We start from the raw sequence: 22,779 nt of genomic DNA, 5'->3' as shown, positions 1-22,779 counted from the left end.
GAGGCGTGGCTAGCCTCATCGGGGTGGGCGGGCCGGATGCCCCTGGAGATCGAGAGGGTCGACATGACCGCCAGCAGCGGGGCTGCCTTGTTCCTGGTCGACGATCACCGTGTCTTCGCGGAGTCCCTGGCACTCGCCGTTTCGATGCAGCCCGGCATGCGCTGCGTCGGCGTGGCCCACTCGGTTCACGAAGCCCGGTCGGCTCTGCGGGATCTTCCGGAAGGGCAGGCGCCCGATCTCGTCCTGGTCGACCTCGGCCTGCCCGACGAGAGCGGGCTGCATCTGGTCGTGGAGCTGGCCCCGCGAGTCCCGGTGCTCGTGCTCACCGCCCACCCCCGGGTCGATCTGGTGCGCCGCGCCGCCGGTGCCGGTGCGGCCGGTTTGCTCGCGAAGGACATGCCGCTGGACGAGATCCTCGCTGCCGCGCGCGCCGCGCTCGCGGGCATGCCGGTGCGACCGTGGGTGCCTGATCAGTCGGTGCATCTGACAGGGCGTGAGCTGGACGTGCTCGCCGGGCTCGGCCGGGGCCGCGATACCACGCGCATCGCGGCCGAGCTGCGCATCTCCGTTCACACGACGCGCGACCACATCCGCGCGGTGCTCGCCAAGCTCGGAGCACACAGCCAGCTCGAGGCCGTGGTGAACGCCGACCGGCTCGGACTCATCGCTGTCGGCACCGAGATATGACCGTTCGGGCGACGATCATGCGCCTGGCCGGCGCGACCCTCATCGCTGCCACCGTGATCGCCGGCCTGGTTGCGCTCGGCGTGCGCTGGGTCGGTGAAGCCGATGGTGAGCGAACGGCTCACACCGTCTCGACCCAGGTTGCGGCGTCGATCCTCGTGCCTCTCTCCCGGCAGGACTTCAGCGGGCACGAGGACCTCGACCGCCGGGCGCTGCTCGCCGAGTTGGAACCGTTCTTGAACACCGGGATGGTCTACCGGGTCAAGGTGTGGGCGGTGACCGGGGATCGAGCGCAGATCGCCTTCTCCGACGAGCCGCGGGTGGAGGCGGCGGAGCGACCCTTCGACCCGCATCTCGCGACTCGCCTCGATGCCGGCGAGGCCGTCGTCTACCCGGTGCCCGACGACGCCGAGCACCGATTCGAGAGCGCGCGCGCCGACGATCTGCGCGAGGTCTTCATCGGGTTTCGGGACGCGGTGGGTAACGACAGCCGACTCGAGGTCTACGTACCCGTCGGGGTGGATACCACCGTCCGCGACTCCATGGGGGTGCTCCTACCGCTCGCGGTGGTCGGTGTGCTGGCACTGGGGCTGGCGCTGCTTCCGATCTCCGTCGCGGTGGCACGCCGCGTCGACCGTGATCGCCGCGAGCACCGTGATGCCGTCCACTACGGCCTCGCCGCCGCGGAGCTGGCGCGGCGCGAGGTTGCCCAGAGGCTCCACGACGACGTCATTCCCGACCTCGCGAGCACCGGGTTGCTGCTGGACACGGCAGCTGGCGTTCCCGCGCCGGGCGCGAGGGCGCTCGTCGCGGACGCCCGCGCGCGTATCGGGGCTGATGTCCGTCGGCTCCGAGGGCTGCTGACGGAGCTGACGCCGCCGATGGTCGATCCCTCGATGGCGCGGGATGCCTTCCTGCGGCTCGTCGCCGGTGTGCACGGCGGTGGACCGAGGATCACCCTGGAGATGGCCGACGACCTCCACCTGGACGCCGAGGTCGCCACGCTGCTGCATCGCGCCACCGCCGAGTTGTTGCGCAACGCCGTCACCCACAGCGGGGCGAGACACGTGCACGTCGAAGTCGTGCGCGACGGCGATCGGGTGCTCGCCGCGGTCGCCGATGACGGGTGCGGCTTCGATCCCGCGGCCTCGTCCCGGCCGGGGCACATCGGCCTGCTCCTGGTGCGCCGCGCGGTCGATGATGCCGGTGGGACGGTCGTGATCCGCAGCCTTCGCGATCGTGACGGACGGCATGTGACCGGCAGTCGCATCGAGGTGGTCGTGCCCGCCGTTCCGCAGCGCTCCCGACCCGCATCCGACGCCCGGCAGCTCGGATTCGGCCGGTACGCGTCGGCCGGGTGACCTCCGCCCTCCGCGGTCGACGTTCCCGCGCTCGGTCGCCCGGTGTCAGTAGGCGTTGATGCACCCACGCCGGGGTCCCGGTGACGGCTGCGACTGTGAGTTCGACCCAGCACGACCCTGGAGGGCTCGTGGTGGCGACTCGTGCGCCGGGTGAGAACGGATGGAGCTAGATGTGGATTGCCCATGGCATCCTCTTCCGATGGACGCCCTCGTCCATCTCGTTGCGGTCGAGCGTCCGGCTGTGCGCAGGCATCCGAGCGGGCCGCCGATCAGACCGGCGCACGTGGTCTGGGGGCTGGTGATCGGGCGCGACGGGACCACGCACGACCGGATCGACCTACCGGCGGACGTGATCCGCGCTCTCCGTCGTGACGGCGGTGGCCCGGTCCGACCCATGGCCGAGATCTCCCCCTCGAGGCTGAATGCTGCGGTCGAGAAGGCCGTCGCCGGTCGACGGATGCGTGATGGCGACGCCGCCGGGCCGATCGCGCCGGGGCGCTGACATGCGGGAAGTCCAGGCGTTGCCGGGTGGACGCGGTCGCCTCCGTACGCGCCGCAGAATCGGCGTCCGATTCGTCCCGGATTCGGGTCGCTTTCAGCTGGTTCACAGTCGGTTTCAGCATGTTCACAGCGACGGGCGCGATGATTGTGATCGATGATTACCGATCTAGCCGTCGGAGGCGACGCATGAGCACCGGGGCCATGGTGAACTATTCGGCTTCCCGCGCGGACGCTGTTGCGGAGCGGGCCGGCCTCGACAACGGCTCCTGGCGACGATCGGCGGTGCGCAGAGGCACGGTGCAGCCGTGGCAGCGGCTTGCCGCCGCAATCTGGGACGGCCAATTCCTCTGCGTGCAACGCGCTGTCTACGGTGCTGCCCCCCGCCTCGCCGCTCACCTCGACGAGCTGGCGCGCCGTCGTGACGAACGGCGCCGCGAGCACCCGTGAACAACGGTGATCGGCGAGGGGTGCCTCGGGAGCCGTGCATCCCTGGTACGTGGCAGTGCGCACCATGGTCACCAAGGCCCGCACCTTGATCGTGCCCGGCGGACGGGTGGTCGTGTCCGCCGTGCCGAGAGTCGTGGTGGGGGCCGCGGTCGCGATCGCGAGGATCCAGCAGCGACCCCGACGCGATCTTCGGGTCGCGGGACGGTCCGCCGGGGCCGTGTGGGTGGCTCGGTGCCGTCAGTGCGGCTCGCGGGAATCGTCGGGCAAGAACTTCCTGCGGGCACGGTGGCGGGCGGTGTTGATGCGGTTGCCGCACAACTCGGGCATGCAGTACCGGCGGCGGCCGGCCCGGCTGGTGTCGATGAACAGTCCGGGGCAACCCGCCGCGCAGGTGCGGAACCGCTCCGGCCCCAGGCGGAGCCGCGCACCGAGAACGCCAAGACCTGCGACCACGGCGAGCAGGTGAGCCGCTGCGGCGTCGTCCGGGACATCAACGGCCCAGCCCCGGTCCGGCACGATCGTGACTGCGCGCGCGCTACCGGTGAGCGCGCTGGCGCCCGCGAGATCAGCGTGCTCGACCACCGGTCGCAACCGGTCGCGCAAGTCGTGGACGGCCGCGAGGTCCCTCGCCGCCGGACGGGCCGCGACCAGGCCGTGGACCGATAGGAATTCGCGCAGCGCCGGCACGTCGCCGAGGTGGTCGACGCCGGTGCTCCACACCAGCGGAGCGGTGTTGACGAGCTTCGTCGCCACCTCCGCGTGCTGCACGTAGTCGTCCAGCAGTACCCGCAATCCGCACCTCCTCCCGGTAGTGTACTGGGTGAAATCCACTTTCATCCCTTAGGAAGAACGATGCGGACGCTCCAGGCTGCCCTCAACGGGGACAGCGCACATCCCGCCATGCCCCGCACCCCGGACGAGATCGCCGCGGACGCCGCGGCCTGCGTGGCCGCGGGAGCGACGACGCTGCACCTGCACGCCTTCGACGACGAGGGTGCCGAATCGCTCGACGAGGGGCCCGTCACCAGGGCGTTGCGTGCGGTCCGCGCCCGCTGCCCCGGGATACCGATCTCGCTCACGACGTTCGCTGAGATCCAGCCCGATCGGAGGCTCCGCTACCAGGCGGTCTCGTCATGGACGGACCTTCCGGATCTGATCCCGGCCAACCAGGGTGAAGAAGGCATCGACGAGCTCAGCGAACTGCTCGCCCGGCGAGGCGTCGGGATCGAAGCGTGTCTGCTGTCGGTGGCGGACGCGGAGAAGCTCGCCGCCCGCGGCAGCGGCACGGCCTTCGTCCGGGTCGCGGTAGAACCCCTCGTCGAGGACCCGGACGATGCGCTCGCGCAGGCGGCCGCCATGGAATCCGTCGTCGCGGCCGCGGGCATCACGCTGGAGCAGGTACACCACGGGATCGGCATGGCCACCTGGGCGGTGTGCCGCCGCGCCGCCGAGCGGGGCCACGGCATCCGCACCGGCATCGAGGACACCGGCTACCTGCCCGACGGTCGGCCCGCACCGGACAACGCGGCACTCGTCACGGCCGCCGCCCGCATCCTGGGCCGAATTCCTGCCTGATGCACTCTGCGGCACACCGTCGATGCCCCCGGCCGGGACACCAGCGGGCGGCCTGGTCGGCACGTCGGTAGCCTGCCGGCTCAGCGCTGATTCGATCACACGCCTTACGGCTGGATGTCCGTTCACTCCGAGGGGGAGCCTGTCGCCATGTCCAAGATGTCACCCGGAGCCGGGGCGGACGAACCCGCGACGGAGATCTTCACCGCCGTCTCGATCCTGAACCGGGAGGGCCACGCACCCGGGGCGGCCGACCGCTCGGTGCAGCCGCAACACCGGCGGGATGCGGACCCCGGAGGTGAACCGGACAGGCGCGGGGTCACTCGAAGTGGCGCCATCGCGGGCGGTGCTGTGCTGGCGGGGGGCGCGGCGGTCGGCGTCGCGGTCTTCGCGGACTCGGAACCCACCGTCGGCGAGATGGTTCCCGTGGGCGACGGCGGCGACGGCGGCGCCTATCCGGGCCAGGGCCTGCTCGACGCGGAGGTCCCGGCCGAGGCACCTCTCGAACCGGTTGCGATCGACCCGGCTGCCAGCACCGGCTCGCTCGATGAGACCGCACCCGGCGGATCGCCTGGCGCCCCTGCAGGCGCCCCCGCCCACCCGGCGGCAGGCGGGGCCGGTGCCGCGTCCGCTTCCCCGGATTCGGGCGGACCCGATGCGGGCCGCGGCGGGTCCGGTGGCGCCGACGGTGGGGATGAGACCGCCTTCGGCAGCGGTTCCGGTCATGACACGAGCGACGGCGATACGAGCGACGGGGACACCAGCGACGGCGACACCAGCGACGGGGACACCGCGGGCGGGGATGAAGGGGGTCTCCTCGGTGCCGGTGGCGACGAAGGAGTTCTCGACACCGGGCTCCTGGCCTCCGACTCCGACTCGTCGGGCGACGAGGCGGAGTCGTCCGGTGACAGCAGCGGTGAGGACGACGGCGGTGGCGGCTTGCTCGGTACCGGGTTGCTCGCTTGAGCCGAGTCTCGACGCCGGTCGCCGGGACGGGTTCAGGCCGGTCGCGGGGGCCGGCGCCCACTGCGAGCCCGCCGGCTTCCCGCGCTGCTGCCGGGGGTGAGGTCTACCTCGGTCGGGTGGTGATGATCCCGGGCAGGAGGGCCTCGCCGTCCTGATCAGTGAACACGCGCGAGCTCCCCGGCCAGCTTCAGTGTTCTCGCCTTCTCGGCGTCGTCGCCGACGAGGCTGACCAGGACGTCGGTCGCGCCCGCGTCCGCGTAGGCGCGGACCGCGGCGGCGACGGTGTCCTCGTCCCCGGCAACGATCGTCTCCGCGACGTTGCTCTGCCCTTGGCGGTCGAGGAGCGCCCGGTAACTGGCGAAGTCCGACGCGAAGCCGACCGCGGCGGCGACCTCGTCGCGCACGGTGTCCGGGTTGGCGGTCACGCTCAGCATCACCGACGCCACGATGCGCGGGTCTTTCGCCACGGCATCGATCTTCGGCCGGATGTGGTCGGCGATCGTCGCCGGGGTCGCCCACACCGTGATCGTGCCGTCGGCCAGTTCGCCCGCGATGCGGAGCATCACGGGGCCGAGCGCCGAGAGCAGCACCGGCGGGGGCTGCGCGCCCGGCACCTGGACGTGGCCGGTGCCCGAGAGCTCGGTGCGCAGTGCGGTCAGGTACTCGCGGGTGTGCTGCGCAGGCTGGTCGTAGGACAGGCCGAACACGCCCTCGATGAACTGCTTGTGGCTGGGCCCGACGCCGAGGGTGAACCGGTTGCCGATCGTGGCGGCGACCGTGAGCGCCTGCCCGGCCAGCGAGATCGGGTGGCGTGGGTAGGTCTGCACGACACCGGTGCCCAGTTCGATCCCCGGCACGGCCGCCCCGGCGAGCGCTGCGACGGTGAGGGGGTCCCACGCCAGGACCTGGTTGAAGTACGCGCTGGCCAGCCCGTGTTCGGCCGCCGCGCGGACCTGCCCGATCTGGGACTGGAGATCGCTCTGGTCCCCGATGTACCGGCCGATCCGCATCGTTCCTCCAAGGTGAATTCGGGATTCCGGTTCCGCGAAGGTAGCATAAGAGGAATCTGAGGTTCCGGTTGATGGAGGGTCGAGTGCGGGCTGACGCGCGGCGCAACCGGGCGGCGATCACCGGTGCCGCCCTCCGGCTGGCCGGCCGGCTGGGCGAGGTCGTGTCGATGGAGGACATCGCACGGGAGGCGGGAGTGGGCGTCGGCACGCTGTACCGGCACTTCCCGGACCGGCGCGCCCTGCTGGAGGACATCGCGGTCGACACGCTGCGGGACCTGCTGGAGGCCACGCGCACCGAGGTCGGCCGCGCCCCGGCATGGGAGGCGATGCTGCGGGTCGTGGACCACTGCGTGGCCCTGCCGCTGCCGCTGATCAAGTCCCTGGTCGGCGGCGAGCCTCGACGCCCCGAACTGCCCGAACTGGAGGCCGAGGTCAACACGCTGATCGCCGAGATCGCGGCGGCCGCGCAGCGCGAGGGCGACCTGCGCGCCGACGTGCCGCCCACAGAGGTGGTGCGGCTGCTCAACGTTGCGGTCTGCCGCTGCGGCGCCCGCGCCGACGACCACCTGACCCGCGTACTGCTGGACGGCCTGCGCGCACCGAAGAACCAGTGGTGACCACGTTAATTCGCCGGTCCCGGTTGGAGCGGCGGTACGAACGGCACTCTCGTCGGCTAGGTGCGTACGAGAGTGCCGTTCGTGCAAAAGGCGGCCGGCACTGATCAGGAACTTGCGGGCGGCCGGACGGCCACGACCTCGGCGGAGATCTCACCGTCCGGGCCGGGATAGGTGATCCGGTCGCCGGCTCGCGCGCCGACGAGAGCCTGTCCGAGGGGGCTGTCGCGGGTCAACGTCCTCGCCGAAGCGGGGGCCTCCTCCAGGATGGTCACGACCCTCATGGTGCTGGTGGTGCCGTCGCCGAACCGCACGGTCACCGTCGTTCCGTCGGGCAGGGCGTCGGATGAGGACGACGGTTCGCTCCTGCCCGAAAGCAGCCCGGCGATCTCCCGGATGCGATCCGACACCCGGTCGAGATCGGCGGCGCGCTGGAGGCGCTGTGCCTGGTCGCCGGTGTCCTCGACGCCATCGGTCTCGACGGCGGCCTCGTCGAGCTCGCGGCTGCGGGCGCGCAGGTCGGTGAGTTCCCGTTCGAGCCGCCGGTGGGTGCCGGCATCCAGCCGGGACCCCGTACCGCTTCGCTGGTCGTTCATGGTGCTCGCCCTCCTGCGCCGTGTTCGAGACCGCCCCGGCACTGCGCGGGTGGTTACCCCCGACGCCGGGGGGCAACCCGAGCGGGCGCGCTCGGGCCGGGGCACCTTGACATCGCCGTTGGTTCCGGCGAGCATCCAGTCGTATGTATACGGACGGTGTGCCGCAGCTGATCCCCGGATCAGACGTCGGGCCTGCGGGCCGAGGCGTCAGGGCGATGTTCCGTGTACTCGCATCGGTCGGAAAGGAAACACTGTGAGCGTCACGACGGACGTCGTCTCCCTGCAGGACCTCATCGACCGGGGGGACCTGCTGGACTTCCTCTACAACGACTCGCCCGGCGCGCACAGCCGCGGGCGTCCCGACCTGACGCCGGTCCGCCAGGAGTTCACGAACTGGCGTGACGAGCAGCGGTCCTGGCGGGAGACCGCGGTGCTGTTCGACCAGAGCCACCACATGCCGGAGCTGTTCGTGTCGGGGCCCGACGCGCTGGCCCTGCTCGGCCGGATCGGGGTCAACAACCTCTCGAACCTGGGCGACGGCCGGGCCAAGCAGTTCATCGGGTGCACCGAGCGCGGGCACGTGATCGGTGACTGCATCCTCTACGACCTCGGCGGCGGTGGCTACGAGCTGGTGTCCAGCACACCGCTGCTCAACTGGGTCGAGTACCAGGCGCAGACCGGCGGTTGGGACGTGTCGCTGGAGCGCGACAACAACACCTCCGACAACCCGAGCGGCCGCCGGCGCAGGTTCCGCTACCAGCTCGACGGCCCGCACGCCGGCGCGATCTTCGACGAGGTCGTCGACGGCCCGCCCCCGGAGATCGGCTTCTTCCGCACCGCCCGGCTGGCGATCGCCGGGGTCGAGGTGACCGTGCTGCGGCACAGCATGTCCGGGCACCGGGGCGTCGAGATCTCGGGGCCCTACGAGCACGCCGACACCGTCCGCGGGGCGATCCTGGCCGCCGGGGAGCGCCGTGGCCTGCTCCAGGGCGGGACGAAGGCCTACTACAGCGCGAGCTTCGAGGGCGGTTGGATGGCCTACCCCCTGCCCGGCGTCTACACCGGGGATGACCTGCGGAAGTACCGCGAGTGGCTGCCCGCCACCTCGTGGGAGGGTCGGTTCCAGCTCGCCGGCAGCTTCCGCCCGGCCGACATCGAGGACTACTACGTCACCCCGTGGGACCTCGGCTACGGCAAGCTCGTGCACCTCGACCACGACTTCATCGGGCGCGCCGCGCTGGAGGAGGTCGCGAAGCGGCCCCCGCGCACGCGCGTGACGCTGGTGTGGAACACCGACGACGTGCTGCGCGTCCTGCGCTCGCAGTTCGAGCCGGGAACGCCGTACAAGCACCTCGACCTGCCGGTCTGCGACTACGGCAACGTGCAGCACCGCGACGAGGTGCGCACCGCGGGCGGGCGGCTGATCGGCCTGGCCACCAAGACCGGCTACACCGTCAACGAGCACCGGCTGCTGTCCCTGGCGATGGTCGACGTCGAGCACGCCGCGCCGGGCGAGGAGGTCGAGATCGTCTGGGGCGAGCCCGACGGCGGGTCCCGCAAGCCGCAGGTCGAGCGGCACCGCCAGACGACGGTCCGGGCCACCGTCGCGCCGGCGCCGATCGCGTCGGCCCGGCGCTGACCGGGGGATCGGTGGCCGGTTCCGCGCCCGAGGTCGTCGTGGTCGGCGGCGGGATCGCCGGCCTGTTCACCGCGCACGCACTGGTCGCCCACGGCATCCCGGTCACCCTGCACGAGCAGGCCCGCGCGCTCGGCGAGATCGGCGCCGGCGTGTGGCTCACCCCCAACGGCCTGCGCCACCTGGGGCGCGTCGGGCTGGGCGAGGCGGTCGCGCGGGCCGCCGGGCACGTCGGGCCCGGCTCGCGCTACCACCGCGAGGACGGCACGGAGATCGCCGGCGTGCAGCTCACCGGGTCGACCGGTCCGCTGTCCGCGGTGGGGATGCACCGCGCCGACCTCGTCGCCCTGCTCGCCGACGGGCTGCCCGACGGGGTCGTGCACACCGACCGGCGCTGCGTCGGGTTCGCCGAAGCGGGCGACCGGGTACGGGTCGGGTTCCACGACGGCACCGAGGTCGAGGCCGACGTGGCGATCGCCTGCGACGGCATCCACTCAGGCCTGCGCCACCACGTCGTACCGCCGTCGGAGCCGGTGTTCTCCGGGGCCGTCGCCTACCGCGGCCTCGTCCCGCACGAGGCGGTGCCCGACTGGCCCATCGACGGCTGGAACATGTGGCTCGGCCCGGGCCGGCACTTCCTGACCTTCCCCGTGCGCTCCGGCCGGCTGGTCAACTACGTCGGTTTCGTCCCCGCCGACGAGGCCATGCGGGAGTCGTGGTCGCTGCCCGGCGACCCCGACCGGCTGCGCCGCGAGTTCGCCGCCTGGGACCCGCGCATCGGCGGGCTGCTCGCCCACGTCGAGGCCACGCTGCGCTGGGGGCTCTACGACCGCGACCCGCTGCCGCGCTGGGTGTCGGGCCGCCTCGCCCTGCTCGGCGACGCCGCCCACCCGATGCTGCCGCACCTCGGGCAGGGCGCCAACCAGGCGATGGAGGACGGCATGGCGCTCGCCGCGCTGCTCGCGCGGGCCGGCCGCGCCGACGCCCCGGCCGCGCTGCGGGCCTACGAGCGGCTGCGGCTCGACCGGGTCGCGCAGGTGCAGCGTGGCGCGCGGGAGAACGGGCTGCGCTACGACTCCGCCTACGCCGACCTGGCGGTGCGCGACGCGGAGATGCGCGCCCACGTCGAGTACCGCAAGCAGCTCTACGGCTACGACGTGCTCGCCGCCGTCGACCAGGTCCTCGCGTAGTGGGGGTCACCGGGCGAGCACCCAGCGTGCGAGGGTGCCGTTCGCTCCACCTGCGGTGGCTCGGAGCGGGGCCGTCAGCTGCGGAGGCGCGGTAGCAGCTGCTCGGCCGCGTCCCGGTGGATGGAGGCGCGCAGCTGCTCGTCGGCGGCGCAGGCGTCGAGCTGCGCGGTGAAGTACTCGGAGTTGTCCTCGCGGGCGTAGGGCCAGTCGCTCCCGTACAGGACGTGCCCGGGCCGGGCGAACGCGAGCAGGCTCGGCAGGCTGTGGGCGCTCGCGGTCAGGGCGGTGTCGTAGTAGAAGGCCGCGCAGTCGTCGAGGAACCGGGCCCGGTCGACCGCCCCGGTGTCGGCCATCGGCGTCAGGCTCGCGATGCGGTGGGCGGCGTAGGGCAGGAAGCCGCCGCCGTGGGCCAGGACGAACGTGGTCCGCGGGAAGCGGCGCAGCACGCCGTGGCGCACCAGGTTGAGCGCGGCGCGGGTGGTGTCGAGCAGGAAGTCGGCGACGAAGACGGGCACGTCGGGCACCGGCGCGGCCGGCACCGCGTTGGGGTGCACGAACACGACGGCCCCGCGCCGGTCCAGCTCGGCCATGAGCGGGTCGAGCCGCGGGTCGCCGAGGTATGTGCCGTCGTTGTTGGCGAGCAGCACGATCCCGTCGCAACCCAGGTGGTCGTAGGCGTGCGCGACCTCCGCGAGCGCGCTGTCCAGGTCCGGCAACGGCAGCGCGGCGAAGAGCCCGAACCGGTCGGGTCGCTCGCGCACGAGGTCGGCGGCGTACTCGTTCACCTCCCGCGCCATGCCCGCGGCCTTGCCGGCGTCGCCGAACCAGAACCCCGGTCGGCCCACGCTGAGGATCGAGGTCTGCACGCCGAGGACACCCATCTCGTCGAGCGCCGCGGCGGGGCTCCACGCGGGGGTGGCCTGCCCGCCGAAGAACGCCTCCTGCTCCAGGTAGCTGCGGTAGGCGGGGGGCACGTAGTGCACGTGGGTGTCGATCCGTCCGGTGGTCACGATGCGCTCCTGTCGGCGTCGGTGACGGGCTCGGGCCGCCGCAGGGCCGCGGTGAGGAACCGGGTGAGCGCGTCGTGGTGGTCCAGCGGCAGGACGTGGGCCACGTACTGGTCGGGGCGCACGACCACGAGGCAGCCCCGCTCCCGGTCGACCCCGCGCAGGTCGAACACGTCCTGGCCCGGCCGGGGGTCGGGGCAGAACACCTTCTCCTGGTCGACCAGCCCGAAGCGGCCCTTCCGCGGCCGCAGCAGCGCCGGCACGTCGGCGGGGGAGAGGTCGTGGTGCCCCTGCTGCACGACGGCGCGCAGGTCGAGCACGGCGTCGATGTCGGCCCCCGGGTCGGTGAGGACGCGGACCGGCGAGCGCGGGTCCTCGGCGAGGAAGGCGCACAGCTTGCCCAGCGGCGACCCGGGACCGACCCCGTCCCGGTCGGCGAACGCGTAGAGCCGCCACCGGCCGTCGGCCTGCGCCACGTGCCCGAGGTGCAGCGCCCGCGCGTCGGAGAACCGGACGACGGGGGCGGAGTGGAAGCGCGTGCCGACGGCGAACCCGGAGGCCAGGCCCTGGTGCTCGGGCCCGCCCCGGACGAGCGAGGGCCCGTAGCGCGTCGCGACGCCCGCGGTGAAGCGGCCCTGTTCGGTGTAGAGCCCCTCCAACCCCGCCCTCGCGGACTTGCCGGCCTGCGAGTGGGCGCTGTGCTGCGCCGCCCAGTCGCGGTCGAAGTCGATCAGCTGCTGCGCCACCGCCTGGCGCTCCGCCGAGTAGGTGTGCAGCAGCGCCGGCGCCGCCCGGCCCTCCAGAACGGCGGCGAGCTTCCAGCCGAGGTTGAACGCGTCCTGCATCGACACGTTCATGCCCTGCCCGGCCTTGGGGCTGTGCGTGTGGCAGGCGTCGCCGGCGATGAAGACGCGCGGCGGCCGGTCGTCGCGCCCGGTGCCGGCCACGTCGTCGAACCCGTCGGTGAGCCGCTGCCCGATCTCGTAGACCGACCACCAGGCGACGTCGCCGACGTCGAGCGTGTACGGGTGCAGGATGCGCCGGGCCGCCGTGACGATGTCGTCGACACCGATCCGCCGGCCCGCGGCACGCTCGCCGGGCGCCAGCTCGCCCATCTCGATGTAGTACCGCACGAGGTAGCCGCCCTCCCGCGGGATGAGCACGATGCCGCCGTGCTCGGACTGGATCACCGACTTGCACCGGACGTCCGGGAAGTCGGTGACGGCCAGCAGGTCCATCACGCCCCAGATCTGGTTGGCCGAGTCGCCGCTGAGCGTGCGGCCGATCGCGCGCCGCACGGTGCTGCGCGCCCCGTCGCAGCCGACGACGTACCGGGCCCGGACCCGCACCTCCTCGCCGGCGCGATCGGTGCCGGTCCGGCGCAGCACGACCTCGACGCGTGCCGCGGGGTCGTCGGGCACGACGAGGTCGGTGACCTCCAGGCCGTAGTCCGGCTCCGCCCGGGTCGGCGAACGGCGCATCGCGTCGAGCAGCAGGGCGTGCACCCGCGCCTGGTTGAGGATCACGTGCGGGAACTCCGAGAGCCCGTCCTCCACGTCCTGGATCCAGCCGCTGCGGGCGATGCGCGCCGGGTCGTGCGGGTCGGGGCGCCAGAACCTGGTCTCGTTCACCCAGTAGGCCTCCCGCAGCAGCCGCTCGGCCAGCCCGAAGGCGTGGAACATCTCCACCGTCCGGCAGGCGAGACCGTCGGCCTGGCCGAGCTCGATCGGGCCGGGCTTGCGCTCGACGATCCGCGTGGTGACGCCGGGGAAGGCCGACAGCTGCGCCGCCAGCACCAGGCCGGCCGGGCCGCAGCCGACGATCAGGACGTCCACCTCGGGCGGCAGCTCGCCACCGGCGTCACCGCCGCTCCGGGGGGCGGGTGGTGCGACCTCGGGGTCGCCGGGCTGGAAGCCGTTCAGGTGGAACTGCACCGGAGACCCTCCTCGCGTCACGCGTGATGCGACAATACTCCGTATACAAACCGTGTGGTGAGTCCGGCGGTGCCGGCCCTGGGCTAGCGTTGCCCGGAGCGAAAAGGCCGGTGAGTCCTGGGGGGTGGGCGGGATGTCGACCTCCGCGGCGCTGCCGCTCGACACGACGGCGGGTCACCTGCTGCGCCGCGCGCAGCAGGTGCACACCGCGCTGTGGACCGGCGAGTTCGGCGGCGACCTGACCGGCCCGCAGTACGCCCTGCTCAGCGCGCTCACCCAGGGGCCGGTGGTCGACCAGGGGACGGCCGGTCGCGTGGCCTCGCTCGACAAGTCGACGGCGGCGGACGTGATAGCCCGGCTGGAGCGCAACGACTGGCTGCACCGGCAGCGGCATCCGTCGGACGGGCGGCGCTACCTGCTCTCGCTCACCGTTCCGGCGCGGGCCGCGCTGGAGTACATGACGCCGAAGGCGGCCACCGTGCAGGCGCGGCTCCTCGAGTCGCTGGCCGCGGAGGACCGCGGCTGGTTCACCGAAGCGCTGGCCCGGGTCGCGTACGCGGGGGATCCGCCGGCCGTGTCGGCGGAGCCGGGTACCACGCGCGCCCTCCAGATGCCCGTCACGCCCGGTCACCTCCTGCGGCGCAGCGAGCAGCTGCACGGGGTCGCCTGGGCGCGCCGGGTCGGTACCGCGCTCACGCCGTCCCAGTACGGCCTGCTCAGCGGACTCGCCTGGAACGCGCCCGTAGACCAGGGCACGGCCGGAGACCTGGCGTCGTTGGACAAGTCGAGCACCGCCGACATCATCGCCCGTCTCCTGCGCCGCGGGCTCGTCGCGCGGATCCCGGACGACCGGGACCGGCGCCGCAAGCTGGTCGTCCTCACCGACCGGGCGCGCGGCGTCCTCGACGAGCTCACGCCCGCCGTCGAGCGGGTGCAGCGCGACCTCGTCGCCCCGTTGCCGGCGGCCGAGGCGGCGCGGCTGGTCGACCTGCTGCAGGTCGTCGCCTACCGCGGGCGGCCCGACCGGGGAAGTGCCTGACACCACGTGCCGCGCCGCCCTCCGGTTGTGGTTCGGGCACAACGTCGGTATACGTACTAAATGCAGTCCGACACCGAGAACCGGAGGGGCGGACGTTGCTGATCGCACGGCGAAGGCGCCGCACCGCGCCCGCGCGGTTCGCCCTCGCGCTCGTGCTGGTGGCGGCCGCCGGCTGCGCGTCCGGCGCCGACGCGGCGGCCGCGGCCGACAGCGACGGCGACGGGCTGGTCGAGATGACGGCGGGCGTCGCGGCGTCCCAGTCGTCCACCGCGCTCATCCTCGGTGCCGAGCAGGGCTTCTTCGCCGCCGAGGGCATCGACCTCACCGTCACCTACGCGGCGTCGGGCGCCGCCGGGATCCCGCAGGTCCTCAACGGCCAGCAGCAGGTGGTGCTGGGCGGCATCTCGGCGACGGTCACCGCGGTCTCCGAGGGCATCCCGGTCGTCATCGTGTCGGGGTCGGTCAACGACCGCGCCGACCCGGCCGGATCGCAGTACCAGACGATGGTGCCGGGGGGCAGCGACATCCGGCGCTTCGCCGACCTCTCCGGCCGCCTGGTCGCGGTCAACTCCCTGCAGTGCTGCTGGGAGCTGTGGATCCGGGAGGCCGTGGCGCGCGACGGCGGCGACCCCGACTCGGTGGAGATGGTCCAGCTCCCGTTCCCCGACGCGGTGACCGCGTTGCGGGAGGAGCGGGTCGAGGCGATCAGCACCGTGCAACCGTTCGCCACGGGGCTGCGGCGGGACGGCTACCGCGACATCGGCGACTCGCCCGCGACCGCATACGACGACCCGGAGAACGGCAACACGGTGTTCTCCATGTCCCGGCGGTTCGTCGACGCCAACCCCGGGATCGTGCAACGGTGGCGCCGGGCGCTTCAGCGGTCGGCGGAGTACGCCAACGCCCACCCCGACGAGACCCGCGCCCAGATCATCGAGCAGACCGGCGCGAAGGCCGAGCTCGTGGGCAGTGCCCCGCTGCCGCTGTACTCCGCGGAGATCGACCGCGACGCCGTGGCGAAGGAGGCCGGGTTCCTCGTCCGGTACGGCGTGCTCGACTCCGCACCACGACTCGAGGAGCTGATCGTGCCGTGACCTCCGCGCTCACGCCGCGGACCGGCGCCGCGTCCGCCGCCGGTCCGCAATCCGAACCCGGGCCACGGGGCGGGGGCCCCGGGCTCCGGCGGCGCGTGCTGGTGGCCGCCCTGCCCTGGGCGACCACCGTCGCGCTCCTCGCCGTGGCGGAGGTCCTGAGCCGGACGGGGGTGCTGCCCGAGGAGGTCCCACCGGTCACCGAGGTCCTCGCGGCGGGTGCGCAGCTCGTGCCCACGGCCACGTTCGCGGCCAGCCTCGGCGCCACCCTCGCGCAGGTGGCGATCGGCCTGATCATCGGTGTCGTGGTCGGGGTGGCGGCGGGACTGGCGCTCGGTGCGGTCCCGGTGCTGTACCGGCTCACGCACTACGTCCTGGACTTCCTCCGTTTCATCCCAGCGGTCGTGTACCTGCCCCTCCTGGTCCTCCTGATGGGGGCGACGCCGCGGACGGCGTTCCTGCTCGCCGCCCTGGGCACGGTGTGGCCGATGCTGTTCCAGGCCTACTACGGGGTGGCCGGCATCTCCACGGTCCTCGCCGACACCGCGCGGGTCTTCGGCCTGCGGCCCCACCAGCGGCTCCTGCACGTCGTGCTGCCGGCCGTGTCCCCGTTCGTCGCCACGGGGCTGCGGATCTCCGCGTCGCACGCGCTGGTCGTGGTCGTCGCGGTCCAGCTCATCACCGCAGTTCCCGGCTTGGGCCGCGACATCGCGCGCTACGCGGCCAACGCCGTCTACCCGCAGATGTACGCCCTCGTCGCCGTCGTGGGCCTGGTCGGCGTGGTCGTCAACGCGGCCCTCGGTGCGGTGGAGCGCCGCCAGCTGCACTGGCACAGCGCGTACCGGGAGACCTGGGCGTGACCGCCGCGGGACCCGTCCGGGGCCGCGCGGCCGCACGCGTGCTCGTCCCGCTGCTCGTGCCGGCGGCGATCGTCGTCGCGTGGTGGTTCGCCTCGGCCGCGAGCACCTCGCCGTACTTCCCGCCGCTGTCGAAGATCCTTGCGACCTTCGCGGAGCACTGGCTGGGTGACCGCGTCGTCTCCGACGTGCTCCCGAGCCTCGGGCGGATGCTCGCGGGCTTCGGCGCGGCCGTCGTGGTGGGCGTCGGCCTGGGCGCCCTGCTCGGGCGCCTGCCCCTGGTGGCGCACGCCTTCAACCCGGTGCTGCAGTTCTGCCGGGCGCTCCCGGCCACCGCGCTGGTGCCGGTGAGCATCGCCGTGCTGGGAATCGGCAACGTCCCCAAGATCCTGTTGATCGCGTTCGTGACCGTCTTCCCGGTCATGCTGAACACGATCGACGGCGTGCGGAACGTCGACCCGGTGCTGGAGGACGTCACGCGCTCCTACCGGCTCACGCGCCGCCAGCGCCTGTTCCGCGTGCAGCTACCGGCCGCGGCCCCCCAGGTGGTCGCCGGTGTCCGCGTCGCGCTGGGCGTCGCCTTCGTCATGATGATCGTCACCGAGCTGATCGCGGCCACGAACGGCATCGGGTTCGTCACCCTCATCGCCCAGCAGAGTTTCCGGGTGCCGTTGATGTGGTCGGGCATGCTCCTGCTCGGGATCCTCGGCGTGGCGGTCAACGGCCTGTTCCTCATGGCGGAGCGGCGGCTGCTCCGCTGGTACTCGCACGCCCGGGAGGACTGACGTGCTGACCGTCGAGAACCTGCAGAAGAGCTACCCGACCGCGGGCGCAGCGCTCGAGGTGCTCCGCGACGTGTCCTTCACCGTCGGCCGCGGGGAGTTCGTCACCGTCGTCGGGCCGTCCGGCGCCGGCAAGACGACGCTGCTGCGCTGCCTGGCCGGCCTGCTGCCCCGCTCGGGCGGGTCGGTGGTCCTGACCGGCACGGGCACGGTGGTAGACGCGCCGCCGCAGGAGGTCGCGTGCGTGTTCCAGGACTACAGCCGCTCGCTGATGCCGTGGTCGCGGGTCGGGCGCAACGTCGAGCTGCCGCTGCGCAACACCATCCGCGACCGCGCCGACCGCCGGCGCGCCGTCGACGAGGCGCTGCACCAGGTCGGGCTCGACGGCTTCGCCGACAGCTACCCCTGGCAGCTGTCCGGCGGGATGCAGCAGCGGGTCGCGATCGCCCGCGCCATCGCCTACCGGCCCGAGTTCCTCATCATGGACGAGCCGTTCGCCTCGGTCGACGCCCAGACCCGCGCCGACCTCGAGGACCTCGTCCTGCGGATCCGGCAGGACTCGGGGCTGACCGTCCTGCTCGTCACCCACGACATCGACGAGGCCGTCTACCTGGGTGACCGCGTCGTGGTGCTGTCCAACCGGCCCTCGGTGGTCGTCGACGTGATCGACGTCGACCTGCCGCGCCCGCGCAGCCAGGTCAGCACGAAAGGCCTGCCCCGGTTCGCCGAGCTGCGCACCGACGTGGCGAAGCTGATCACGCGGCCGGCCTGACCCCCCGCGCCGGTTCGCCCATCCGGGGAATGAGCGTGCACTGCCAGTGATCATTGAGCGCCGCAGTTGCTCGTCGCAGGTGCATTTGCAGCGGCGCCTTGCATCTGCACAGCGATGCTGCACACTGGGACCGTGACCGTCACCGATGAGCCGGGTTACCGTTCGGCCGAGTCCCTGTCCCACGGCCCCGCAGCAACCGTGACGGTCACCTGCTGCAGGGATGATCGTTCGCATCGAGTGCTCGATGTCGAGCTCGCGGCGGCGTGCTCGCAACCCCGGGGCCTGGTCCGGGCGATCTGCGGGCACGTGATCGCGCCGGCTTCGCTGGTCGCGCCCGACGGGCCGCCGTGCTTGCTGTGCACCGCCATCCGCGACGCGCAGAGATGACCTGCGGGTCTGCGCGATGAGGGACCGTGGCGGGTGTCGACCCGCCGGGCGCGGCACCTGCCGCGCGGTGGCCCTGGCGACGGTCAGGCCGACCACGCTCCGGCTCGGGCGGTGGATCCGCCCCATTCGGTGAAGTCGCGGGGTGCGCGGCCGAGGACTTCCTCGACACCGTGGGAGATGTACTCGGAACGATGGCCGCGGATCACGGCGAACAGGTCGCGAATGGATTCCGCGTCCTCCTGGGGCAAGCCGATTGCGGTCAGCTCGGCGACGTGCTCGTCCGGGTCGAGGTCGACGTAGCGGACCTGCCGGCCGGTGGCGGTGGCCAGTCCGGCGGCGACCTCGGTCATGTCGAGGGTGCGCGGCCCGGACAGCGAGTAGGTCCGGCCGGTGTGCCGCTCGTCGAGCAGGACCGCGGCCATCACGTCGCCGACGTCGTCGGTGTCGATCCACGCCTCGGCGCCGGTGCCGGCGGAGACGCGGATCTCGCCCGCCATCACGTACTCGCGCAGGAAGTCCTCGCTGAACCCCTGCATGAACCAGGCCGGCTGGACGATCGTCCAGTCGGCCCCGCTGCCCTTGAGGGCCTGCTCCAGGTCGAGGCTGCTCGCGTAGACGGCGAACTCGCGGCCGGGGCTGCCGACGCCGCGGCCGGACAGCAGCACCACCCGACGCAGACCGTCGGCGGCGGCTCGCTCGACGAACCGGCAAGCCTGGGCCAAACCGCTCGGCCCGACCGGCGGTGCCAGGTAAGCCGTGTGGATGCCGGAAACGATCCCCGGCCACGTGGTCTCGTCGTACCAGTCGAATCGTCGCTCGCTCGACCGCGACGCCAGCCGGACCGGCACTCCCTTCGCCTCCAGCTGCGTGACGACGCGGCGCCCGGTCTTGCCCTTACCGCCCAGGATGAGAATCGGTGAAGTAGTCATGGGAGTAGTTCATCTCGACCAGACGAGACAAACCATGGTTGTCTGGCGCAGTTTCATGTCTGTGAGGCTCAACTAGGCTGCTCGGCATGGACGTCCTCGACGATCTGCTCGCATGCACCCGGGCCCGGGGCGGGGTGTTCAACCTGACCGTCCTGGACCGTCCGTGGGGCCTGGACATCCGCGACCAGGCGCAGCTCACCCTGGCCACTCTCGTTCGCGGCTCCGGCTGGATCATGCGCGGAGACCTGAACCCGGTCCGGCTCCATGAGCGCGACGTCGCGGTACTGACCGGCCCGGAGCCGTACGTCGTCGCCGACGATCCACGCACCGCACCGCAGATGCGCATCCACCCCCGCGGCATCTGCGAAGCGTTGCCGGGGGCGCCCGTCGACTACAGCGCCCGGCTCGGCGTCCGAACCCACGGCGGCCGACCCGAGGGCGAGGTGATGTCGGTCAGCGGCACCTACCAGCTCGAAGGCGACGTCAGCCGCCGGCTGCTCGCCGCCCTGCCGCCGGTGCTGGTGGTGCCGGCCGGCGACGTCGCCGGGCACGTGATGGACATGGTGCTCGACGAGATCCAGCGTGACGAGCCGGGCCAGCAGAGCGTGCTCGACCGCTGGCTCGATCTCGCCCTGATCGTCGCCCTGCGCGCGTGGTTCGCCCGGCCCGAGTCACACGCGCCGGGTTGGTACCGGGCGCAGAGCGATCCGGTGGCGGGCCTGGCGTTGCGGCTGATGCACGAGGACCCGGCGTACCGGTGGAGCGTCGCCGAGCTGGCCGACCGGACGAGCGTCTCCCGAGCCAGCCTGGCCCGCCGGTTCACCGCCCTGGTCGGCGAGGCCCCGATGGCCTACCTGACGGGCTGGCGGATCACGTTGGCCGCGGATCTGCTGCGGGAGACGAGCGACACGGTGGAATCCATCGCCCGCCGGGTCGGTTACGCGAACGCCTTCGCCCTCTCCGTTGCGTTCAAGCGGGTCCGCGGACTCAGCCCAACCGCGCACCGCCGCAGCGCAGCCGCCTGACGGCGAGCCCGATCGGGTGTCACGTTCGTGCGCCGGCCGGTGTCCCATGGCGGACAGGTCACGACGTACCGGGAGGACCCCATGGCGCCACGCGTTCCGAAGACGGAGCTCATCGGGCTGGACGAAAGCCTGATCCAGAGGTTCGGTGCCGTACCCGAGCCCCTGGAGGTCACCTGGCACAACCCCGGGGTCGCCGAGGCCTCGTTGGAGTTCGGGAGCCGGGCGAGCGAGTGGGATGCGGTCGACGAGAGCCTCAAGTCGTTCGCGCACATGGTCGTCGCGGCGCAGGTGGGCTGCAGCTGGTGCCTCGACCTCGGCTACTTCCAGGCGCAGAACCGGAACCTGGACATGGCCAAGGCGAGCCAGCTGCTGCGCTGGCGGGGGTCGGACGTGTTCACGCCGTGGCGGAGGGCGTCTCGATCGCGCTGCTGACCGTGCTGGAAACGCTCGGGCCGACGGAGCGGGTGGCTGCGCGGCGGCCGCGAGCGCGGGTGGGGCAGGCGGAGCAGCAGGCGGTTGTGGAGCGTTTCCTGGTTGCGTTGCGAACCGGGCAGGTCCAGGAGCTGGTGGAGATCATGGCTCCGGACGTGGTCCTGATCACCGATGGTGGCGGTTTCGTGGCCGCCGCTCGGGCTCCGATCCACGGGGCCGAGCTGGTGGCGAAGTTGCTCGTGCGCGCGGGCCGGGTGGCCGCTGCCGTCGAGACCGCGGCGGTGTGGATCAATGGAGCGCCTGCGGGCCGGATCGAGGTCGACGGCCAGCTGGCCGCGGTGAGTCTTGTGGTGGAGGACGGGAAGCTCAGCAGGATCTACGTGATGGCGAACCCGCGGAAGTTGACGCGGCTGGATGAACGGGCCGTACTCAGCAGGTGCCTCACCACCCGGCGAAGCGACCGATGAGGCGGTGGGGGTCGATGCCGGGGAGCTCCCGCTGGAACAGCCGGTAGTAGGCGAGCTCCTCCGGCGATCGCAACGGCGGGTCGAGGACGGCACGCCCGGCGCGGAACTCGTCGTCGGACACGGTGGATCCGTAGTACTCGCCGAGCACGTCGCGCGCACCGGTGCCCTGGCCGAACTGCGCCTTGGGCCGCCAGAGCACCGACTCGGGCAGCCAGCCGGTGAACGCCTTGCGCAGCAGCCACTTCTCCATGCGGTCACCGTTCGTCAGCTTCCACTGGGCGGGCAGGCTCAGGCCCAGCTCGACGACGTCGAGGTCGAGGAACGGTGTGCGGGCCTCCAGGCCGGTGGCGCCCGCGATCCGGTCGACCCGCTGCAGGCCACCGATGTGCAGGCCGCGGATCGTCGCCAGCAACTCCTCGTGCAGCTCCGCCTCGCTGCTGATCCGCTTGTAGTAGCTGTAGCCGGCGAACAGCTCGTCGGCACCCTCGCCGATCAGCACGACCTTCACCGACCGTGCCGCGCGCTTGGAGACCAGCAGGTTGGGCACGGAACTGTGCACGAGCTGCGGGTCGAACGACTCGATCACCCGGATGACCTCGGGCACCCAGTCGATGAGCTCGTCGTCGGTGTAGATGCGCTCGGCGTGCTCGGTGCCGAGCGCGTCCGCGACCTGGCGCGCGGCCAGGATGTCGGCGCTGCCGGGCAGCCCGACCGCGAACGTGGGGAACTGCCGCCCGTTGCGGTGCGCGTGCCGGGCCGCGATGGCGGTGACGATGCTCGAGTCGAGCCCGCCGGACAGCAGCGCGCCGACCGGGACGTCGGTGGTCATCAGCCGCTCGACCGATCCGATGAGCCGATCACGGATGGCGGCCAGCACGTCCTCCGACGGCTCCGTCTCCGGATCGCTGCTCGCCGCCGGGTCGACCGGCTCGACCCTCGGCAGGCTCCGGAACGGACGCAAACCGTCGGCCGGGGTCCAGACGTGCCCCGGCGGGAACGGCTCGATGGACGCGCGGCGGTCCGGGTCGAACGCCTTGAGCTCGCTGCCGAAGATCACCGTGTCGTCGTGGCGGACCCAGTACAGGGGGCAGATCCCCATGGTGTCGCGCGCGACGAAGAACCATCCGCCGATGCTCGCCCCGGCCAGCGCGAACTCGCCCCAGAGGCGGGAGAGCGCGGAGAGCCCGTGCTCCTCGAGCAGGTGCAGCGCGCTCTCCAGATCGGCCCGGGTCCGGAACTCGTGGCCCTGCGACTCCAGCTCGCGACGCAGCCGCTGGTGGTTGTAGACCTCGCCGTCGCCGATCAGCCAGTACTCGCCGCCCGGATCGCGCAGCGGTTGCGCGCCGCCATCGAGGTCGACGATGGCCAGGCGCCGGTGCCCCAGCCAGGCGTTGTCGAACGCGCGGGTGCCCTGCCCGTCCGGCCCCCGATGGGTGAGCCGGTCGAGCATCCGCTCGCCCTCGAGCGGGTCGAAAGGGCC

Annotated in this window: 25 protein-coding genes; 18 read left to right on the top strand and 7 right to left on the bottom strand. The window is 72.5% G+C overall.

Translation table 11 applies throughout. From position 1 onward, the window contains the following. Nucleotides 1-36: 36 nt before the first annotated feature. The 4 genes from ACU436_RS06065 to ACU436_RS06050 all read left to right on the top strand — a co-directional run bounded on the left by ACU436_RS06065 (nucleotide 37) and on the right by ACU436_RS06050 (nucleotide 2,993). Nucleotides 37-687 (top strand): response regulator transcription factor, encoded by a 651-nt coding sequence (locus tag ACU436_RS06065; RefSeq protein WP_459022446.1) that lies wholly within the window; start codon nucleotides 37-39, stop codon nucleotides 685-687. After that, nucleotides 684-2,045, top strand: coding sequence for a sensor histidine kinase (locus ACU436_RS06060; RefSeq protein WP_459022444.1), 1,362 nt, complete (start codon nucleotides 684-686; stop codon nucleotides 2,043-2,045). Before ACU436_RS06065 ends, ACU436_RS06060 begins: the two co-directional genes overlap by 4 nt. Nucleotides 2,046-2,244: 199 nt before the next feature. Beyond that, nucleotides 2,245-2,547 carry a hypothetical protein gene (locus tag ACU436_RS06055; protein ID WP_459022442.1) on the top strand — a complete coding sequence of 101 codons (303 nt, stop codon included), beginning with the start codon at nucleotides 2,245-2,247 and terminating at the stop codon, nucleotides 2,545-2,547. A 26-nt stretch (nucleotides 2,548-2,573) separates the two neighbouring features. Next, a complete protein-coding gene (locus tag ACU436_RS06050) occupies nucleotides 2,574-2,993 on the top strand; it encodes a hypothetical protein (RefSeq protein WP_459022441.1) in 420 nt (139 codons plus the stop codon). Between the two features lie 237 nt (nucleotides 2,994-3,230). Here ACU436_RS06050 and ACU436_RS06045 read toward each other — a convergent pair whose 3' ends face one another. Further along, nucleotides 3,231-3,785 (bottom strand): CGNR zinc finger domain-containing protein, encoded by a 555-nt coding sequence (locus ACU436_RS06045; protein ID WP_459022439.1) that lies wholly within the window; start codon nucleotides 3,783-3,785, stop codon nucleotides 3,231-3,233. A 60-nt stretch (nucleotides 3,786-3,845) separates the two neighbouring features. Here ACU436_RS06045 and ACU436_RS06040 point away from each other — a divergent pair, with 60 nt between their 5' ends. Both ACU436_RS06040 and ACU436_RS06035 read left to right on the top strand, forming a co-directional pair. Then, a complete protein-coding gene (locus ACU436_RS06040) occupies nucleotides 3,846-4,568 on the top strand; it encodes a 3-keto-5-aminohexanoate cleavage protein (RefSeq protein ID WP_459022437.1) in 723 nt (240 codons plus the stop codon). Nucleotides 4,569-4,715: 147 nt separating this feature from the next. Then, the gene (locus ACU436_RS06035) at nucleotides 4,716-5,531 is read left to right on the top strand and encodes a hypothetical protein (RefSeq protein WP_459022435.1); all 816 of its coding nucleotides are present in this window, start codon (nucleotides 4,716-4,718) and stop codon (nucleotides 5,529-5,531) included. A gap of 155 nt (nucleotides 5,532-5,686) precedes the next feature. On the opposite strand, the gene ACU436_RS06030 is transcribed toward ACU436_RS06035, so the two are convergent. Next, nucleotides 5,687-6,541 carry a TIGR03564 family F420-dependent LLM class oxidoreductase gene (locus ACU436_RS06030; RefSeq protein ID WP_459022433.1) on the bottom strand — a complete coding sequence of 285 codons (855 nt, stop codon included), beginning with the start codon at nucleotides 6,539-6,541 and terminating at the stop codon, nucleotides 5,687-5,689. 83 nt (nucleotides 6,542-6,624) lie between these two features. Between ACU436_RS06030 and ACU436_RS06025 the strand changes: the two genes are divergently transcribed. Further along, nucleotides 6,625-7,158: a TetR/AcrR family transcriptional regulator gene (locus ACU436_RS06025; RefSeq protein WP_459022431.1), complete on the top strand. Its 534-nt coding sequence runs from the start codon at nucleotides 6,625-6,627 to the stop codon at nucleotides 7,156-7,158. 104 nt (nucleotides 7,159-7,262) lie between these two features. On the opposite strand, the gene ACU436_RS06020 is transcribed toward ACU436_RS06025, so the two are convergent. Next, nucleotides 7,263-7,751: a GreA/GreB family elongation factor gene (locus tag ACU436_RS06020; RefSeq protein ID WP_459022429.1), complete on the bottom strand. Its 489-nt coding sequence runs from the start codon at nucleotides 7,749-7,751 to the stop codon at nucleotides 7,263-7,265. 253 nt (nucleotides 7,752-8,004) lie between these two features. Between ACU436_RS06020 and ACU436_RS06015 the strand changes: the two genes are divergently transcribed. Both ACU436_RS06015 and ACU436_RS06010 read left to right on the top strand, forming a co-directional pair. Then, nucleotides 8,005-9,390, top strand: coding sequence for an aminomethyl transferase family protein (locus ACU436_RS06015; protein ID WP_459022427.1), 1,386 nt, complete (start codon nucleotides 8,005-8,007; stop codon nucleotides 9,388-9,390). Nucleotides 9,391-9,401: 11 nt separating this feature from the next. Next, the gene (locus tag ACU436_RS06010) at nucleotides 9,402-10,577 is read left to right on the top strand and encodes an FAD-dependent monooxygenase (RefSeq protein ID WP_459022425.1); all 1,176 of its coding nucleotides are present in this window, start codon (nucleotides 9,402-9,404) and stop codon (nucleotides 10,575-10,577) included. Nucleotides 10,578-10,651: 74 nt separating this feature from the next. On the opposite strand, the gene ACU436_RS06005 is transcribed toward ACU436_RS06010, so the two are convergent. After that, nucleotides 10,652-11,587, bottom strand: a complete 936-nt coding sequence (locus ACU436_RS06005; RefSeq protein ID WP_459022424.1) for an amidohydrolase family protein — start codon at nucleotides 11,585-11,587, stop codon at nucleotides 10,652-10,654. After that, nucleotides 11,584-13,518 (bottom strand): FAD-dependent monooxygenase, encoded by a 1,935-nt coding sequence (locus ACU436_RS06000; RefSeq protein ID WP_459022422.1) that lies wholly within the window; start codon nucleotides 13,516-13,518, stop codon nucleotides 11,584-11,586. Before ACU436_RS06000 ends, ACU436_RS06005 begins: the two co-directional genes overlap by 4 nt. Nucleotides 13,519-13,651: 133 nt before the next feature. Between ACU436_RS06000 and ACU436_RS05995 the strand changes: the two genes are divergently transcribed. The 6 genes from ACU436_RS05995 (at nucleotide 13,652) to ACU436_RS05970 (ending at nucleotide 18,446) form a co-directional block, all read left to right on the top strand. Then, the gene (locus tag ACU436_RS05995) at nucleotides 13,652-14,557 is read left to right on the top strand and encodes a MarR family winged helix-turn-helix transcriptional regulator (RefSeq protein ID WP_459022420.1); all 906 of its coding nucleotides are present in this window, start codon (nucleotides 13,652-13,654) and stop codon (nucleotides 14,555-14,557) included. 95 nt (nucleotides 14,558-14,652) lie between these two features. Beyond that, nucleotides 14,653-15,651, top strand: a complete 999-nt coding sequence (locus ACU436_RS05990) for an ABC transporter substrate-binding protein (protein ID WP_459022418.1) — start codon at nucleotides 14,653-14,655, stop codon at nucleotides 15,649-15,651. Continuing rightward, nucleotides 15,648-16,508: an ABC transporter permease gene (locus tag ACU436_RS05985; protein WP_459022416.1), complete on the top strand. Its 861-nt coding sequence runs from the start codon at nucleotides 15,648-15,650 to the stop codon at nucleotides 16,506-16,508. Before ACU436_RS05990 ends, ACU436_RS05985 begins: the two co-directional genes overlap by 4 nt. After that, complete coding sequence (locus tag ACU436_RS05980) at nucleotides 16,505-17,290, top strand: ABC transporter permease (protein WP_459022415.1); 786 nt, start codon at nucleotides 16,505-16,507, stop codon at nucleotides 17,288-17,290. Before ACU436_RS05985 ends, ACU436_RS05980 begins: the two co-directional genes overlap by 4 nt. A gap of 1 nt (nucleotide 17,291) precedes the next feature. Beyond that, nucleotides 17,292-18,059, top strand: coding sequence for an ABC transporter ATP-binding protein (locus tag ACU436_RS05975; RefSeq protein WP_459022414.1), 768 nt, complete (start codon nucleotides 17,292-17,294; stop codon nucleotides 18,057-18,059). A 132-nt stretch (nucleotides 18,060-18,191) separates the two neighbouring features. Next, nucleotides 18,192-18,446 carry a hypothetical protein gene (locus ACU436_RS05970; RefSeq protein WP_459022412.1) on the top strand — a complete coding sequence of 85 codons (255 nt, stop codon included), beginning with the start codon at nucleotides 18,192-18,194 and terminating at the stop codon, nucleotides 18,444-18,446. 83 nt (nucleotides 18,447-18,529) lie between these two features. Here the strand turns inward: ACU436_RS05970 and ACU436_RS05965 are convergent, their stop codons facing one another. Continuing rightward, nucleotides 18,530-19,375, bottom strand: a complete 846-nt coding sequence (locus ACU436_RS05965; protein WP_459022410.1) for an NAD(P)H-binding protein — start codon at nucleotides 19,373-19,375, stop codon at nucleotides 18,530-18,532. An 86-nt stretch (nucleotides 19,376-19,461) separates the two neighbouring features. Here ACU436_RS05965 and ACU436_RS05960 point away from each other — a divergent pair, with 86 nt between their 5' ends. The 3 genes from ACU436_RS05960 to ACU436_RS05950 all read left to right on the top strand — a co-directional run bounded on the left by ACU436_RS05960 (nucleotide 19,462) and on the right by ACU436_RS05950 (nucleotide 21,299). Beyond that, a complete protein-coding gene (locus ACU436_RS05960; protein ID WP_459022408.1) occupies nucleotides 19,462-20,400 on the top strand; it encodes an AraC family transcriptional regulator in 939 nt (312 codons plus the stop codon). A gap of 81 nt (nucleotides 20,401-20,481) precedes the next feature. Then, on the top strand, nucleotides 20,482-20,832 hold the full coding sequence (locus ACU436_RS05955) for a carboxymuconolactone decarboxylase family protein (RefSeq protein ID WP_459022406.1): 351 nt from the start codon (nucleotides 20,482-20,484) through the stop codon (nucleotides 20,830-20,832). Then, nucleotides 20,802-21,299 (top strand): sigma-70 family RNA polymerase sigma factor family protein, encoded by a 498-nt coding sequence (locus ACU436_RS05950; protein WP_459022404.1) that lies wholly within the window; start codon nucleotides 20,802-20,804, stop codon nucleotides 21,297-21,299. Before ACU436_RS05955 ends, ACU436_RS05950 begins: the two co-directional genes overlap by 31 nt. Here the strand turns inward: ACU436_RS05950 and asnB are convergent. Then, nucleotides 21,274-22,749, bottom strand: coding sequence for an asparagine synthase (glutamine-hydrolyzing) (asnB, locus tag ACU436_RS05945; RefSeq protein ID WP_459022402.1), 1,476 nt, complete (start codon nucleotides 22,747-22,749; stop codon nucleotides 21,274-21,276). The two genes, ACU436_RS05950 and asnB, sit on opposite strands and share 26 nt — an antisense overlap. Nucleotides 22,750-22,779: the final 30 nt, after the last annotated feature.

Source organism: Pseudonocardia wallangbongensis (genome assembly GCF_054486945.1).
This window is presented reverse-complemented; position numbering and strand designations above follow the sequence as displayed.